Raw genomic sequence first — 15838 nt, 5'->3', positions numbered from 1 at the left:
CCCGCCGACGAAGGACGCGGCCACCGTGTGGGTGCCGACGCCCAGGGCCGGGCCGAGGGCGACGACGGCGGTGCCGCCCCCGCCGAGGGCGCCCCGCCCGCCCTCGGTCCCGCCGACGGCCAGCACGACCCGCGCGAGATCCCGCACCTGCTCCAGCGGATGGAGCAGGAGCAGGCGGACATCGTCATCGGGGCGCGCTTCGCCGGTGTCGGGAGCTACGAGGCCCGCGGCCCCCGCCGGTGGTCCATGCGGATGCTGGCCGGCGTGCTGTCGCGCGTGTGCCGCACCCGGCTGACCGACGCCACCTCGGGCTTCAAGCTGAGCAACCGCCGCGCCATCACCCTGTTCTCCGGCAACTACCCCGCGGAGTACCTCGGCGACACGGTGGAGTCCCTCGTCATCGCCGCCCGCGCCGGCCTCGTCGTGCGCCAGGTGGGCGTCGCGATGCGGCCGCGCGCCGGGGGCACGCCGTCGCACTCCCCCGTGCGTGCCGCCGTCTTCCTGGGCCGCGCGGCGCTGGCGCTCGTCATCGCGCTGTCGCGGCCGACCGTCCCCGCCCAGCCCGCACTCGACATCGAGGCACCCGCATGAGGCTCACCGTCGTCGCGATCGTCGTGTGCCTCGCGCTCGTCGTCGCGCTGCTGCACCTGCTGCGCACGCGCCGCATCCGGGAGAAGTACGCCGCCGTCTGGATCGTCCTCACGCTCGCCGTCGTGGTGATCGGCGTGTTCCCCGGTCTGGCGTTCTGGCTGTCGGACCTCGTCGGCGTCCAGACGCCCGCCAACCTGCTGTTCGCCCTGGCGTCGCTCGTGCTGCTCGCCGTGTGCATCCAGCTGAGCACCGAGGTGTCGGCGCTTGAGGAGGAGACCCGCACGCTGGCCGAGGAGGTCGCCCTGCTCCGCCTGGACGTGCGCCAGCACCTGGTGCGCGCGCAGGACCAGCGGCAGGACCCGGACGGAAGCCCGCCCGCCGAGCGGCCCGGCGACCAGCCGCACCAGGAGGACGCCCGGTGAGGTCGCACGACAAGGTCTTCTGGGGCTGGTGGGCCGTGCTCTTCGTGCTGTCGTCCCTCTGGGCGGTGGCCAACCCGCTCATGGCGTCGCCGGACGAGCCCGCGCACACCGTCAAGGCCGCTGCCGTCGCACGCGGCCAGCTGCTCGGTGAGGACACCCCTGGCGGCACGGCGGTCGACGTCCCGTACTTCTACAACCTCGTCACCGCGTACCCGACCTGCTACATGTTCGTGCCCGACGAGCCCGCCGGCTGCGACCTGGTGCCGACCGAGGAGCTGGACACGCCGTCGGGCGCCATCACCCCGGCCGGCCGGTACAACCCGCTCTACTACTCGGTGGTCGGGCTGCCGACGCTGCTCCCCGAAGGTGACGGCGCGCTCTACGCGATGCGCATCGCGTCGGCCGCGCTCACGACGTTCTTCGTCGCCCTCGGCCTCCGCGCACTCGCCCAGACCGGGCCTGCGCCGTGGGCCGTGCCGGGCCTGGCGGGGGCGCTGACCCCGATGGTGGTCTTCCTGACCTCGACCGTGAACCCCGCGGCCATCGAGATCACCGCCGCCTTCGCGCTGTGGAGCCTGCTTCTCGCGCTGCTCCGTCACCCGGACCCCGCGCTCGTCCGCAGCCGGCTGTGGTGGGTGGCGCTCGCGACGACCTTCTTCGTCAACGCCCGCGGGCTGTCGCTGCTGTACTGCGCGGTGCTGGTCGCAGCAGTCCTCCTGGTGTCGCCGTGGCGCTCGTTCCTCGACGTGGTGCGCACCCGTGCGGCTTGGCCGCCGCTCGCCGTCGTCGTCGTGGCGTGCATCGCCGCCGCGGGCTGGGTCGTCGGCACCAACTCGCTGGGTTCCGGCGACGCCGTCAACCACCCCGACCTGACCTTCCTGCCCGCCGCGAAGCTCACGTTCTTCGCGTGGGACGGTTTCGTGCTCAACATGGTCGGCCAGTTCGGCTGGATGGACACCCCGCTCGAGGGCTGGGTCCTGATGGCGTTCGCCGCCGGTTCCGCGTTCGTCGTGCTCGCGGCTCTGGCCGTCGGCCGGTGGCGCGAGCGGGCGGGCCTCGTCGCCGTCGCCGCCGTGACCTTCGCGCTGCCGGTCGTGGTGCACGCCTCGCAGGCGCACTTCCTCGGCTTCATCTGGCAGGGCCGCTACATCCTGCCGGTCGCCATCGGCGTGCCCGTGCTCGCCGCGTACGTCCTGCACCGGCGCTCCCTGGAGGTGCCCGAGGCGTGGGCCCCCGGCGTCCGGCGGATCGGCGCCCAGGTCGCCGTCGTGCTGGGCGCCCTGCTCGCGTTCGTCCAGCTCGCCGCCTTCCTGGAGAACCTGCACCGGTACGTCAACGGCGAGCGCGGCGGGTGGTTCTCCCTCGCGCCCGACGCCTGGCTCCCGCCGGTGCCGCTCGCGGTCCTGCTGCCGCTGGCCCTGGCCGCGACCGTCGCGTTCGGAGTGGCCGTCGGCTGGACCGCGCGGGTCCCGGCCCCGGCCCCGGCGGACGCGGGGACCGTCGCCGACGACGACGCCCTCGGCGACCCCGCCGCGGACGCCGGCACCGCCGGCGAGGACGGCCCTCCGGACCCCGGCCGCGCTGCCGTGGGCTCCACGGGCCGGCTCGGGTGACCGTGCGCTCCGTCAGCGTCGTCGTGGTGACCTGGAACGGGCTGGACCTCACCCTGCGGTGCCTGGACTCGCTCGCCCGCCAGGACGCCGGCGGACGGGACGTCGACGTGGTGGTGGTCGACAACGGCTCCACGGGCGGCACGGTCGCTGCGCTCGGTGCCCGTGACGACGTGCGGCTCGTCGCTCTCGGACGCAACACCGGGTTCGCCGGCGGCGTGAACGCGGGCGTCGCCGCGACCACCGGCGACGTCGTCGTGCTGCTGAACAACGACGCCGTCGCCGAGCCGGGGTTCCTCGACCGCCTGGTCGCCCCGTTCGACGCGGAGCCCGGCCCGGACGCCCTCCGCCTCGGCGCGACGACGGGGCGGGTGGTCCTGAGCGGCCGGTTCCGCCCCGCTGCCCCCGGGGAGCCCGGGCTCGTCGACCACGCCGGACGCACCTGGGCGCGCACCGGCGACGACACCGGTGCCCGCCTGCTCAACAGCACGGGCAACGAGGTCACGCGTTCCGGCAACGGCCGCGACCGGGACTGGCTGGCCGACGCCGACGGGCCTGCCGCGCCCGCGGCCGTGTTCGGGTTCAACGGCGGCAGCGCGGCACTCGCCCGGGCTGCGCTCGAGGACGTCGGGCCGCTCGACGAGTCGCTGTTCATGTACCACGAGGTCACCGAGCTGTCGTGGCGGCTGCGCCGCCGGGGCTGGGTGGTCGCGCACGTGCCCGACGCCGTGACCGTCCACGACCACGCGGGCTCGTCCGACTCCGGATCGGCGTTCTTCCGGGACCACAACGAGCGCAACCGCCTGCTCGTGGCCCTCGTCCACGCGCCGGTGCCGGTCGTCGCCCGGGCGCTCGCCCGCACCGTGGTCCGGGCCTGCCTGGGTCCGGAGCGGCGCCGCCGCGCCGGCGCGCTCGCGACCGTCCTGCGTCGCGCGCCCGGTGCCCTGCGGCGCCGGCGCCGGGTGGATCGCGCCGCGCGCGTCCCGCGGTCCGAGGTCGCCGCGCTGCTCGTTCCGGACGGGGCGCCCGCGTGACCGCGCCCGTGCACGTCGGCGTCACCGTCGAGCAGTCCTGGCAGCGCGTCCCCGGTGGCTCAGCCGCCTACACGGTCGAGCTCCTCGAGGCTCTGCGTCGGCGGGACGACCTGGCACTGACCGGCCTCGCCGCCGCCCACCGGCACCCCGCGCCCGAGGAGTACCGGCCCCCGGTGCCCGTCCGGTCGATGGGCCTGCCGCGCTACCCGCTCTACCGGTCCTGGAACTGGCTCGGTGCCCCGCGCCCCGAGTGGGCGGTCCGGCGGCTCGACGTGGTGCACGCCTCGACCTGGGCGATCCCGCCCACCTCGCGTCCGCTGGTCGTCACCGTGCACGACGTCGCGTTCCTGCGCGACCCCGGGCACTTCACGCCGCGCGGTGTGTCCTTCTTCACCCGCGCCCTGGAGCGCACACGCCGCGAGGCCTCTGCGGTGGTCGTGCCGTCCCGGGCGACCGCCGACGACTGCCTCGCCGCCGGCATCGCGGCCGACCGACTCCACGTCGTCCCGCACGGAGCCCCGCGCTGGACCGTCGACCCGGACGACGTCGCGTCGTTCCGGGCGCGGTTCAGCCTGCCGGAGCGGTTCGTGCTGTGGTGCGGCACCCTGGAGCCGCGGAAGAACGTGAGCGGGCTGCTGGCGGCGTTCGCCGAGCTGGCCCGACGCGACCCCCACGTGCACCTGGTGCTGGTCGGCCCGCCCGGCTGGGGCGAGCTGCCGACCCGCCCGCCCTCCGGGCCGTGGGAGTCGCGCGTGCTGTCTCTCGGCCGCCTGAGCGCCGCCGACCTGCACGCCGCCTACGCCGCCTCGTCGGTGTTCTGCTTCCCGTCGACGTGGGAGGGCTTCGGCCTGCCGGTGCTCGAGGCGATGTCCGTCGGCACCCCGGTGGTCACCTCGCGCGGCACGTCGATGGCCGAGATCGTCGGCGAGACCGGCGTGCTCGTGGACCCGGCGGACCCGGCGGGCGTCGCCACCGGCCTCGAGCTCGCCCTGTCCCCGGACGGGGCGGCGCTCGGCGAGGCCGGCCGCGCCCGGTCCACGCAGTTCCGCTGGGCCGACGCGGCCGAGCGGCACGCCGCCGTCTACCGCGCGGTCGCCCGCTGACCGCGACCCCGCCAGCCACCCCCGCCCCGGCACGAGAGCGAGCGCCCGTGGACATCCTCGTCGTCACGACCTCCGGCACCGCCGCGCGCGCACGGTCCACCGTGCGGTCGGCGCTGCCGTTCGGCCCGGTGACCGTGCTCGACCTCGACGGCGGCTACCCGGCCGTCGGCGGCGAGCGCGTCCTGCCGCCCGCCGGCATCCCGGTCACCACCCGGGAGCTCCACCTGTGGGCGGTCCGGCACCCCCTGAGCGTGGTGCGGTCGCGTGCCGCGCAGCACCACCTCGCGCACCGCGAACCCGGCGGCGCTCCCGTCCTGGTGGTGGAGCCGGGCGTGCTCCTGCTGTCGGCTCCGGACCGGCTGGCGGAGGCGGCGGAGCACGCCGGTCTCGCCCTCGTCGCCCGGTCCGGCGCGCTGCCCCACGACGGTCGGCGCCCGACGCCTGCGGACCTCCTGCGGGCAGGGGCGCACACCCCGGCCCTGCTCGCGGTGCGCCCCGACCGGGACGACGCGCTCGCCGCCTGGGCCGACGGGCTCCTCGCGACCGAGGACGCCGGAGCCTGGACGTCGCTGGTGGCGGGCACCGTGCCGCACTCCGTCCTGCGGGACCCGGCGGTCCTGGTCTCCCCGTGGTCGCTCGTCCCCGAGCACGTCGTGACGGAGGCCGGCGACGGCCGCCTGCTGCTGGGCGGGCGTCCCGTGACCGCGCTCGACCTCGTCCACGCGGACCCGGCGGTCCCCTGGCTACTCGACGCCGGCGTCACCGGGGACCCGCGGGCGCGGTTGAGCGACCACCCCGTGCTCGCCGGACGGGTCGCCGCCGCCCTGGCCCGGGTCGCCGCGGACGAGGAGCTGGCGCCTTCCGGAGCCGAGATCTGGGCGCGCACGTCGCTCGGCGGTCGCGTCGACGCCCCGCTGCGCACGCTGTGGGCGGCCACGGACGACGCCCCCGACCCCTTCGACCCGGCTCGGAGCGCGGAGCTGCTCGACTGGCTCACCGCGCCCGCGGCCGACGGCGGTCTCAGCCGCTACCTCCGCGCCGTGCGGGCCGGCCGGCCGGACCTCGCGGGGTTCTTCGCCGGAGTCCCGGGCCGGGACGAGGAGGCCTACGTCACCTGGGCCGAGGAGCACGCGGCGGCGGAGGGCTTCGACGGCGACCTGGTGGCGGAGTCGGTCCGGCGCTGGACGGCTCCCCCGCCCCCGCCGGCGACGTACGAGCCCGGCGTGAACGTCGTCGGGTTCCTGCGCGGCGAGCTGGGCATCGGCGAGTCGGCGCGCCTGCTGGTCCAGGCGCTCGACGCCGCGGGCGTGCCCCGGGTCACGGTCCCGGTCGACACCCACCTCAGCAGCCGCCAGCGCCGGGACGACGGCCGCGCGGCGACGCGCGAGGCGCCCCTGGCCACCACCGTGCTGTGCGTGAACTCCGACCTGACGCCCACGGTCGCGTCCGCGCTGCCCGTCGCCTACGACGGGACCTACCGGATCGGCATGTGGTACTGGGAGGTCGAGGAGTTCCCGCCGTCCCAGCACGGCGGCCTCGCGTCCGTCGACGAGGTCTGGGTCGCGACCGACTTCGTCCGCGCCGCGATCGAGCCCCACACCGAGCTGCCCGTGCGCACGCTCACGCCGCCGCTGCCGCAGCGGCCCGGTGCCCCGGCGCTGACCCGCGCCGACCTGGGACTCCCCGAGGGGACCCTGTTCCTGTTCGCCTTCGACTTCCTCAGCACCGCCGAGCGCAAGAACCCCCTCGGCCTCGTCGACGCGTTCTGCGCGGCGTTCGGGCCCGAGGACGGCCCGGTGCTGGTCGTGAAGTCGATCAACGCCGACCTGCGCCCCGCCGAGGCCGAGCGGCTGCGGCTCCGGGTCGCGGGCCTGCCGCACGTGCGGCTGGTCGAGGAGTACCTCGACGCGGACGCGCGCGACGCGCTCATGGCGGCCTGCGACTGCTACGTGTCGCTGCACCGCAGCGGGGGCCTCGGGCTGACGATGGCGGAGGCCATGGCGTGGGGGAAGCCGGTCATCGCGACGCGGTACAGCGGGAACCTGCAGTTCATGACGGACGCCAACAGCTACCTCGTCGACTGGAAGCCGACGCCGGTGCCCGCGGACGCCGCCCCGTACCCGGCGGGCTCGACGTGGGCGGATCCCGACCTGGCGCACGCCGCCCGGCTCATGCGCGAGGTCGTCTAGGACCCTGCGGGGGCCGCGGCGCGCGGTACGCGCGCCGCACAGGACATCGCCGAGCGGCACTCCCCGGCCGCGGCCGGCACGGCGATCGCGGCGCGGCTCACGGAGATCGCCGACCGCCCGCAGCCCGCGCCGGCGTCCGCGCCGCGCCGGCTGCTCGGACGGCTGCGGTCCGGCCGGGCCTGAGACGACGCGACCCGGCCCGGGCGCGCGCCCGGGCCGGGTCCGTGGCCGTGCCGGTGCGTGTCAGGCGCCCCCGGCGATGCGCCGCACCCGGCCGGCGGCCCGGCGGGTGACCTCGCCGAGGCCTCCGGCGCGCAGGTAGTCGCGCGCGAGGGCGAGGTCCGCCCGGACGCTCGGTCGCGGGCGGACGTCGGGCAGCCGCTCCGCACGCTCCGCGGGCCCGCGCAGCGCGACGTCCACCGCCCGGCGCGGCGCGCGGCAGAACTCGACGAGCGGCGCCAGCACGCGCGACCACGCGTAGTCGCCCGCGAACTCCCGCACGGCGGACCGGGCGGCGTCGGCCGCGGCGTCGTCGAACAGCATCTCCTCGAGCGCCGCCTCGAGCGCCTCGACGTCCTCCGCCGGGACGACCCGTCCCAGGCCGTGCTCCCGGATCAGCGTCCCGAAGGTGTCGCCGTCGGTCGCGACGATCGGCAGCGACGCCCAGAGGTAGTCGAGGATCCGGGTGCGGAAGCTGAACGCCGTCTCGACGTGCTGGAAGTGGGTCGACACGCCGACGTCCGCGTCCAGCAGGTAGTCCGCCCGCTCCTCGTAGGGCACCCAGCCCTCGTTGAAGAAGACGTGCCGTCCGGTGAGGCCGAGCTCGCTCGCCAGCTCCTGGGTGCGCCAGGCGACCTCCATGTCCGGGACGCCGGGGTTCGGGTGCTTCATCCCGAGGAAGTACAGCCGCACCTCCGGGTGCCTCACGGCGAGCCGGGCGACCGCGCGCACCAGGGTGAGCGGGTCGAACCAGTTGTAGACGCCACCGCCCCAGAGGATGACCTTGTCCTCCGGCCCGATCCCGTCCACGGCGCCCTTGATCCCGTGCCGGCGCTGGACCGGCGCCTCGTCCGAGACGCCGAACGGCACGACGGCGAGCAGGTTGTCGAGGTTGGCGTGCTCGTCGTAGACAGCCGGGTTGACGCGGCCCTGCGCGGCGAGGTGGCCGAGCCAGAAGTCGCGCTGCTTCTCGGAGGCGCAGAGCAGGAAGTCCGCGCGCCGGATCTGGTCGTTCAGCAGCTCCGTGGTCGCGCGGACGGCGCGCTCGCGCCCGTCGGGCCCGAGGTCCTTCGCCTGCTCCAGCTGCTCGAGGTGCATCGGGTCGTAGATGTCCGCGACGACGATCTTGTCGCTGCCCTTGAGCCAGGGGGCCTGCTCGAGCAGGAACCCCTGGAACACGATCACGTCGGCCCACCGGGTGGCCTCGACCAGGGCCGCGCCGTGCAGGTACTCCACCGCGAACGCGGACGACGTCCGCTTCGCCCCACCGGTCGAGACCAGCCGCACGTCGTGCTCGGAGGAGAGCGCGCTGGCGACCTCCCAGGCTCGGATGGCCGGCCCGGCCATCCGCTCCAGCAGCGGCTCGCCGGTGACGACGAGCACGCGGTGCCGGCTGTTCACGTGCTCGGCGATGCCGAAGGCCTCGACCAGCACGTCGTGCGCAGCCAGGTACGACGGCATGCCGTAGGCCGGCTCGAGCGCCTTGCGGAACAGCGGGAACAGGTCGCGGTCGCTGCGCCGGCGGGTCGCCTGCAGCTCTCGGCGGGTCTCCAGCAGCGTCGGGAGCTGCTCGACGAAGTAGTCGATCGCGTAGGTGCCGGTCAGGGCCATCTTCGGCAGCTCGAGGGTGCCGACGTCGTCCCCGCCGGGCGACCGCTGCAGGTCCAGCGACGTCGCGTCCACGTCGGCGCGGGCGAGCGAACGGCGCACGGCGAGCGCCATCGCGGCGGGCAGGGCCCGCGCCAGCGACTCGTCGTCGTAGTTCTTGTACATCGAGAGCAGCGCGTTGCGCTCGAGCAGGTAGCTCTCGCGGAAGTTGCCGAACTTCTTCATGGTCACGTGGTGCTTGTGGAACGCGACCGACCCGGGCACGTACCGCACGCGGTGCCCGAGCAGGTTCAGCCGCCAGCCCAGGTCCACGTCCTCGTAGAACATGAAGAACCGCTCGTCGAAGCCGCCGACCTCGCGGTAGAGCTCGGCACGCACGAACATCGCCGCGCCCGTGCCGAACAGGACGTCGTGCGCGGCGTCCCACTGCCCGGTGTCGGGCTTCTCGACCTCGCGCTTGTAGCCCATCCCGAACCAGGTCAGCGAGCCGTCGACGTAGTCGATCAGGCCGCCCTCCCAGTCGAGGACCTTCGAGGCGACGGAGCCGACCTCCGGGTCGGCCCGCATCGCGTCCACCGCGGCGCGGACCCAGCCGCGGTCCGGCCGGGCGTCGTTGTTGATGAACGCGACGAACTCGCCGGTCGCGTGCGCCACGCCAAGGTTGCACCCGCCGGCGAAGCCGGTGTTCGACCCCGCGTCCACCACGAGGGCGCCGGGCACCGCGGCGCGGATCCGCTCCACGCTGCCGTCGCCCGAGTCGTTGTCCACCACGATCAGCTCGAGGTCCGCGGCAGGCCAGTCGACCTCGTCGAAGGCCCGCAGGCAGGTGATCGTGTCCTCCGCCCCGCGGTAGTTCACGAGGACGACGGACACCACGCCCGGCCGCACCTGCGGCCGGCTCTCCTTGCCGCTGCTCACGCCCCGGCCTCCTTCTCCGCCAGCTCCAGGTCGTGGTCGACCATGCGACCAACGACCTCCTCGAACTCCACCGTCCGCCGCCAACCCAGCTCCCGCTCCGCCTTGGTCGGGTCTCCGACCATGACGGAGGCGTCCGCGGGGCGGAGGAACTGCGGGTCGACCGCGACGAACCGCGCCCAGTCGTCCCCGATCCCGGCCCGGCGCAGCGCGGCCTCCGCGAAGTCCCGCACCGAGTGCGTGCGGCCCGTGGCCACCACGAAGTCGTCCGGGACGTCGTGCCGGAGCGCCCGCAGCATGGCGTCGACGTAGTCCGGCGCCCACCCCCAGTGCCGCCGCGCGTCGAGGTTGCCGAGCGCGATGGTCCCGGTGCCCGTCCGCCCGATCGCCGCCGCCGCGGCGGTGATCTTGCGCGTGACGAACGTCGTGGGCCGGAGCGGCGACTCGTGGTTGAACAGGATCGCCGTGGCGGCGTGCAGGCCACGACCCCGGTACACGGCCACCTGGTGGTGCGCGAACGCCTTCGCGGAACCGTACGGCGACACCGGCCGGACGGGGGTCCGCTCGTCCTGCGGCTCGACCTCCGGCTGCCCGAAGATCTCCGAGCTCGAGGCCTGCAGGAAGCGCACGGCGCGACCGGTCGACTCCTGGACGCGCTGGGCCGCCTCGAGCAGCACCGCCACCGCGAGGCCGGAGAGCCGCGCGGTCAGCACGGGCTCCTGCCAGGACAGCGCCACCGAGCTGATCCCGGCCAGGTTGACCACCTCGTCCGGTGCCACCTCGGCCACGACCGCCGCCAGCCGCTCGGCGTCGCCCAGATCGCCCTCGTGCAGCACGACGCCGGGGTGCCGGGCCAGGAGCGCTCCCTCCCCGCCGTCACCGGGGCGGACGAGACCGTGCACCTCGGTGCCCTCGGCGAGCAGCCGCTCGACGAGGTAGGTCCCGTCCTGCCCCGTGATGCCCGTGACGAACGTCGTCGTCACCGGCTCACCGCCCGTTGAGCGCGCGCTGCTCCGCGAGGTCGTTCTCGACCATCATGCCGACGAGCTGGGCGAAGCCGACCTGCGGCTCCCAGCCGAGCACGTCCTTGGCCTTCGCCGGGTCGCCGATGAGGAGGTCGACCTCGGCCGGGCGCATGAACGCCGGGTCCTGCTTGACGTAGGGCGCCCAGTCGGTGATGCCGACGTGCGCGAACGCGGCGTCGAGCAGCTCGCCGATCGAGTGGGTCTCGCCGGTCGCGACGACGTAGTCGTCCGCCTGGTCCTGCTGCAGCATCCGCCACATGGCCTCGACGTAGTCGCCGGCGAAGCCCCAGTCGCGCTTGGCGTCGAGGTTGCCCAGCGTGACGTGGTCCTGCAGGCCGAGCGAGATCCGCGCGACCGCCTGCGACACCTTGCGGGTGACGAACTCCGGGCCGCGGCGGGGCGACTCGTGGTTGAACAGGATCCCGGAGGACGCGTGCATCCCGTAGGACTCGCGGTAGTTGATCGTCATGTAGTGGCCGAACACCTTGGCCACGCCGTACGGCGACCGCGGCCACAGGAGGGTGGACTCCCGCTGCGGGACCTCCTGCACCTTGCCGAACATCTCCGAGGACGACGCCTGGTAGAACCGCACCTTGCTCGCGTCGTCGCCGGCGTACAGGCGGACCGCCTCGAGGATGTTGAGCACGCCCTTGCCGGTCACGTCGCTCGTGAGCGCCGCGTTCCCCCAGGAGTACGCGACGAACGAGATGGCGCCGAGGTTGTAGACCTCGTCGGGCTGGGACGCGTTCAGCGCGCGGATCAGGCTCGACATGTCGGTCAGGTCGCCCGTCAGCAGCTTCACCCCGGGCACCGTGCGGCGCACCAGGTCCAGCTTCGGGTTGTTCTGACCGCGGATCAGGCCGTAGACCTCGTAGCCCTTCGAGAGCAGGAGCTCGCTCAGGTAGAGGCCGTCCTGGCCGGTGATGCCGGTGATGAGTGCGCGGGGCATGGTTCCTCGGTACGTGGTCGGGTCGGGGCCGCAGACAGCGTACCGACTCCTCGCCCCGGCGGACGGGCACCCGCGTGCCCATATGATCGTCCGGTGCCCGAGAACACGTTCGTGTCGTACGCCCAGAACCGCGAGGACGTCGTGCTGTGGAGGGCGTTGCAGGACGTCCGCGACGGCCGGTACGTGGAGGTCGGCGCCAACCACCCGCGCAACGACTCGATCACCCGCGCGTTCTACGACCGGGGTTGGAGCGGCGTGACCGTCGAGCCGGTCCCGGCGTTCGCAGACCTGCACCGCGCCGAGCGCCCGCGCGACACCCAGGTCGAGGCGGCCGTCACCAGCCGGCCGGACGCGACGGTGACCCTGCACGTCGTCGACGGGACGGGCCTGTCGACGCTGGTCGACAGCATCGGCGCCGACCACGCCAGCGTCGGTCTCGCCGTGACCGAGGTCGAGGTCCGCGCCGCGACGCTCGACTCGGTGCTCGACGAGTCGCTGCCCGTCGAGGCACCGATCCACTTCATGGTCGTGGACGTCGAGGGCGCCGAGCGGGAGGTCCTGGAGAGCATCGACCTGCGGCACCGGCGCCCGTGGGTGCTCGTGGTCGAGGCCACCGCGCCGAGCAACGGGCGGACCGACGTCCACACCGTCCGCCGCACCCACGACGAGTGGGAGGCGCTCGTCACCGGTGCCGGCTACACGTTCTGCCAGTTCGACGGCCTGTCGCGGTTCTACGTGGCCGACGAGCACGCCGACCTCAGGGACACCCTGTCGATCCCCGCCGGTCCGCTCGACTTCTTCACGACCGACGAGCTCGTCACCCTCCGCTCCGAGATCGAGCGCCTCAAGGGCGTGCGCGACGACCTCGAGCGCCAGGCGATCCATTGGCGAGCGACGGCGTTCGCGCGGTGGTCCGAGGCGCTGGCCGCCGTCGCCGCCGCGGGGGTCGCCCCCGCGCCCGTCGCCGACGACGGCGCGGCCCGTGCCGAGCTCGCCGCGATGCGCCGGACGGTGTCCTGGCGCGTCACCCGGCCGCTGCGGCTGGCCCGCCGTGTCGCGGGCCGCGCGAAGCGGGCGCTGCGATGACGGGTCCCCACGGCGCCGCCCCCGAGGCAGCCGTGCTGCTCACCGCGCTCGAGCAGCGGCTGTCGGCCGCGGCAGCCGCGGCGACCGACCTCGAGGTGCCGGTCGACGTCGAGCCGGGGCACGTCGCCGCCCGCCTGCTCCCCGCTCTGCTGGACGCGTGCCGGCCCCACGAGCGGACCGACCTGCGCTGGCTGCTGCTGACCGTCGTGCATGCCGCGTTCCCGACCGAGGCCGAGGTCCGGGACCTCGGCCGGCGGCTCGAGCTCGCCCCGACCGAGGCCGTGGAGTCCTGGCTCCTCGGCGAGTCGCTCCGCCGTGGTGGATCGGGGCGGCGCGACCTGCACGCCACCGTGGTCTCCGGCGGGACGGTCGTCGACGTCGACTTCTGCGCGCGCTACGAGACGCACACGGGGATCCAGCGCGTGGTGCGGGAGACCGTCCCCCGCTGGGCCCGGGACCACGAGCTGACCCTGACCGCTTGGGTGGACACCTACGACGCCATGCGGTCGCTGGCCCCACGCGAAGACGCGCGGGTCCTGCGCCACGGGCAGGACGTCGACATCCCGCTCGAGTCCGAGCTGGCCTACCGCCCGCGGCTGGTCGTGCCGTGGCGCAGCCTGGTGGTGCTCCCGGACGTGCCGAGCACGGGGACCTGCGACGTGCTGTCCGCCCTGGGCCGGTTCTCGGGCAACCGGGTGGGGATGATCGGCTACGACATGATCCCGATCACGAGCGCGGAGCAGCGCCCCGACGTGGACGCCGTGGCGAGCGCGCAGTACCTGACCGTGGTCAAGCACGCGCACCGGGTCGCCGGGATCAGCGAGTCCGCCACCGCCGAGTTCGCCGGTTTCGTGCGCACCCTGGCCGCCCAGGGCCTGCGCGGGCCGGTCGTCCACGAGGTGGTCCTCACCGAGGACGCACCGCCGCCGGCCGTCGACGAGCCGGCGGCCGCGGACGCCACGGCGAGCGGCCGGCCGGTGGTCCTCGCCCTCGGCACGCGGGAGCCGCACAAGAACCAGCGGACGCTCCTGCACGCGGCCGAACGCCTCTGGTTCGAGGGCCTCGACTTCGAGGTCCGCCTGGTCGGCGGGCGGGGTTGGTCGGACACGACCCTGCAGCCGGCGATCGAACGGCTCCTCGCGGACGGCCGGCGGCTCGCTGACGTCGGCCGGGTGTCCGAGGACCAGCTGTGGCGCGAGCTGCGCTCCGCCGACCTGGTCGCGTTCCTCTCGCTCCACGAGGGCTACGGGCTCCCCGTCGCCGAGGCGCTCGCGTGCGGGACCCCGGTGCTGACGGCCTCGTTCGGCAGCCAGGCCGAGATCGCACGCGGCGGCGGCTGCGTCACGGTCGACCCGCGGGACGACGACGCCGTGACCGCAGCCCTCCGCGAGCTGCTCACCGACCGTGACCGCCTCGCGCGCCTGGCAGCCGAGGCCGAGGCACGGCCGCGGCGCACCTGGGACGACTACGCCACCGAGCTCTGGGACTTCTACACCACGACGGAGGACCTGCACTGATGCGCACACGTCTACGGCGCCCGGCTCCCGCACCGGAGCCCGAGGCGGACGACGCGCGCCGGGCGGTCTGGACGGAGCGGTGCCTCGAGCTCGCACGCGTCCTCGGAGTCCCCGCGCCGGGCCCGGTCGGCTCGTCCGCGGAGCTGTCGGACGCCCTGCGGCGGACGGTCGACCTGACCGACCGCGCCCAGGTGTGGCTGGCGCTCGCCGTGCTCACGGCGCAGCTCCCGGACGAGGCGTCGGTGGTGGAGGTCGCGCGCGGGTGCGAGTTCCGCGGTGCCGGGCCTCTCGTCGCGGAGATCGAGCGCCGGACCTCCCCCGAGGGCCTCGGCCGCCGGGTCCGCGTGGGGCAGGGCGTCCTCGTCGACGTCGCCCACACCGTGTCGACCCCGCTGATGACCGGGATCCAGCGGGTGGCCCGGGAGACCGCCCGCCGGTGGCTCGCCCGCCCGGACGTCGTGCCCGTGTCCTGGACGCCCGGGTTCACCGCCATCCGCGAGCTGACCCCGGCTGAGCACGGGCTCCTGGTGAGCGGACGCGCGTCGGCCTCCGAGCTCGCTCCCCGCCCGGACGACGTGCTCACGGTCGTGGTGCCGTGGCGCGCGACCTACCTGGTGCCGGAGCTCGGCGCCGAGCCGGGCAGGACGGCGGCGCTCCTCGCGCTCGCCCGCTTCTCCGGCAACCGGACCGGTGCGATCGGCTTCGACCTCGTGCCGATCACGACCGCCGAGACGACGCAGCGTGGCTTCGCCGCGGTGTTCGCCCGCAACCTCGCGGCGGTGCGCTACTTCGACCGGGTCGCCGCGATCTCGCAGGCCGCCTGCACCGAGTACGAGGGCTGGCGGCACATGCTCGCCGCGGTCGGGGTGGCCGGGCCCGCCATCCGCTCCGTGCCCCTCCCCGTCCACGCGGCCCGTCCGACCCCCGAGGACATGGCGGGCGCGCGCGAGCGCTTCGTGGTCGGCGACCTGCCCACCGTCCTCGTGGTCGGCAGCCACGAGCCGCGCAAGAACCACCTGGCGGTCCTGCACGCCGCCGAGCTGCTCTGGCGCGAGGGCCTCCGCTTCTCGCTCTCCTTCGTCGGCGGCAACGCCTGGGGCAGCGACGCGTTCCAGGCACAGCTCGCCGCGCTCGTCCGAGCCGGGCGGCCGGTGGACTCCCAGCGCGGGCTCTCCGACGGCGAGCTGTGGGCGGCCTACCGGCTCGCCCGGTTCACGGTGTTCCCCTCCCTGAACGAGGGGTTCGGCCTGCCCGTCGCCGAGTCGCTGGCCGCCGGCACCCCCGTGGTGACCTCGGACTTCGGCAGCATGGCCGAGCTCGCGGCCGACGGCGGTGCCCTGACGGTGGACCCGCGTGACGACCACGCGGTCGCCGACGCGATGCGCCGCCTGCTGACCGACGACCGCCTCCTCGAGGACCTGCGGCGCGACGCCGAGGCCCGGCCGGGCCGGGACTGGGACCAGTACGCCGACGAGGCCTGGAGCTGGCTGGCCGGGACCGCCCGCCCCGAGGAGACGGGCGCCCCGCGCTGAGCCCCCGTCGGACCGGTGCCACCCGCGACGGCGGCACC

Annotated in this window: 11 protein-coding genes and 1 pseudogene; 9 read left to right on the top strand and 3 right to left on the bottom strand. The window is 75.0% G+C overall.

The window, feature by feature from the left end:
- From KVT14_RS17020 to KVT14_RS23510, 6 genes and pseudogenes are all read left to right on the top strand, one after another.
- Positions 1–591, top strand: a pseudogene (locus KVT14_RS17020) (hypothetical protein); the annotation flags it as partial.
- The gene (locus KVT14_RS17015; protein WP_217616755.1) at positions 588–1013 is read left to right on the top strand and encodes a DUF2304 domain-containing protein; all 426 of its coding nucleotides are present in this window, start codon (positions 588–590) and stop codon (positions 1011–1013) included. The pseudogene KVT14_RS17020 and the gene KVT14_RS17015, both read left to right, overlap by 4 nt.
- Positions 1010–2626, top strand: coding sequence for a DUF2142 domain-containing protein (locus KVT14_RS17010; protein WP_217616754.1), 1617 nt, complete (start codon positions 1010–1012; stop codon positions 2624–2626). The genes KVT14_RS17015 and KVT14_RS17010 overlap by 4 nt, the downstream gene beginning before the upstream one ends.
- On the top strand, positions 2623–3657 hold the full coding sequence (locus KVT14_RS23240; protein WP_217616753.1) for a glycosyltransferase family 2 protein: 1035 nt from the start codon (positions 2623–2625) through the stop codon (positions 3655–3657). Before KVT14_RS17010 ends, KVT14_RS23240 begins: the two co-directional genes overlap by 4 nt.
- Positions 3654–4760 (top strand): glycosyltransferase family 1 protein, encoded by a 1107-nt coding sequence (locus tag KVT14_RS17000; protein WP_217616752.1) that lies wholly within the window; start codon positions 3654–3656, stop codon positions 4758–4760. Before KVT14_RS23240 ends, KVT14_RS17000 begins: the two co-directional genes overlap by 4 nt.
- A gap of 47 nt (positions 4761–4807) precedes the next feature.
- Entirely contained in the window at positions 4808–6949 is a 2142-nt protein-coding gene (locus KVT14_RS23510; RefSeq protein WP_217616751.1) for a glycosyltransferase, read from the top strand.
- A gap of 243 nt (positions 6950–7192) precedes the next feature.
- Here the strand turns inward: KVT14_RS23510 and KVT14_RS16990 are convergent, their stop codons facing one another.
- From KVT14_RS16990 to KVT14_RS16980, 3 genes are read right to left on the bottom strand one after another with little or no spacing between them, the layout of a single operon-like run.
- Positions 7193–9694, bottom strand: a complete 2502-nt coding sequence (locus KVT14_RS16990; protein ID WP_217616750.1) for a glycosyltransferase — start codon at positions 9692–9694, stop codon at positions 7193–7195.
- Complete coding sequence (locus tag KVT14_RS16985) at positions 9691–10674, bottom strand: GDP-mannose 4,6-dehydratase (protein ID WP_217616749.1); 984 nt, start codon at positions 10672–10674, stop codon at positions 9691–9693. The genes KVT14_RS16990 and KVT14_RS16985 overlap by 4 nt, the downstream gene beginning before the upstream one ends.
- A 4-nt stretch (positions 10675–10678) precedes the next feature.
- Positions 10679–11665, bottom strand: coding sequence for a GDP-mannose 4,6-dehydratase (locus KVT14_RS16980; protein ID WP_217616748.1), 987 nt, complete (start codon positions 11663–11665; stop codon positions 10679–10681).
- A 93-nt stretch (positions 11666–11758) separates the two neighbouring features.
- On the opposite strand from KVT14_RS16980, the gene KVT14_RS16975 reads away from it, so the two are divergent.
- The 3 genes from KVT14_RS16975 to KVT14_RS16965 are packed head-to-tail and all read left to right on the top strand — an operon-like array spanning position 11759 to position 15800.
- Positions 11759–12751 carry an FkbM family methyltransferase gene (locus tag KVT14_RS16975; protein WP_217616747.1) on the top strand — a complete coding sequence of 331 codons (993 nt, stop codon included), beginning with the start codon at positions 11759–11761 and terminating at the stop codon, positions 12749–12751.
- Complete coding sequence (locus tag KVT14_RS16970) at positions 12748–14268, top strand: glycosyltransferase (RefSeq protein ID WP_217616746.1); 1521 nt, start codon at positions 12748–12750, stop codon at positions 14266–14268. The genes KVT14_RS16975 and KVT14_RS16970 overlap by 4 nt, the downstream gene beginning before the upstream one ends.
- Positions 14268–15800, top strand: coding sequence for a glycosyltransferase family 1 protein (locus KVT14_RS16965; protein WP_217616745.1), 1533 nt, complete (start codon positions 14268–14270; stop codon positions 15798–15800). Before KVT14_RS16970 ends, KVT14_RS16965 begins: the two co-directional genes overlap by 1 nt.
- The last annotated feature ends 38 nt before the right edge of the window (positions 15801–15838 follow it).

It is taken from the genome of Cellulomonas sp. GbtcB1, assembly GCF_019091725.1.
GTDB lineage: Bacteria > Actinomycetota > Actinomycetes > Actinomycetales > Cellulomonadaceae > Cellulomonas.
The sequence above is the reverse complement of the archived record's forward strand: the minus strand, read 5'-3'. Positions and strand labels throughout refer to the sequence as shown.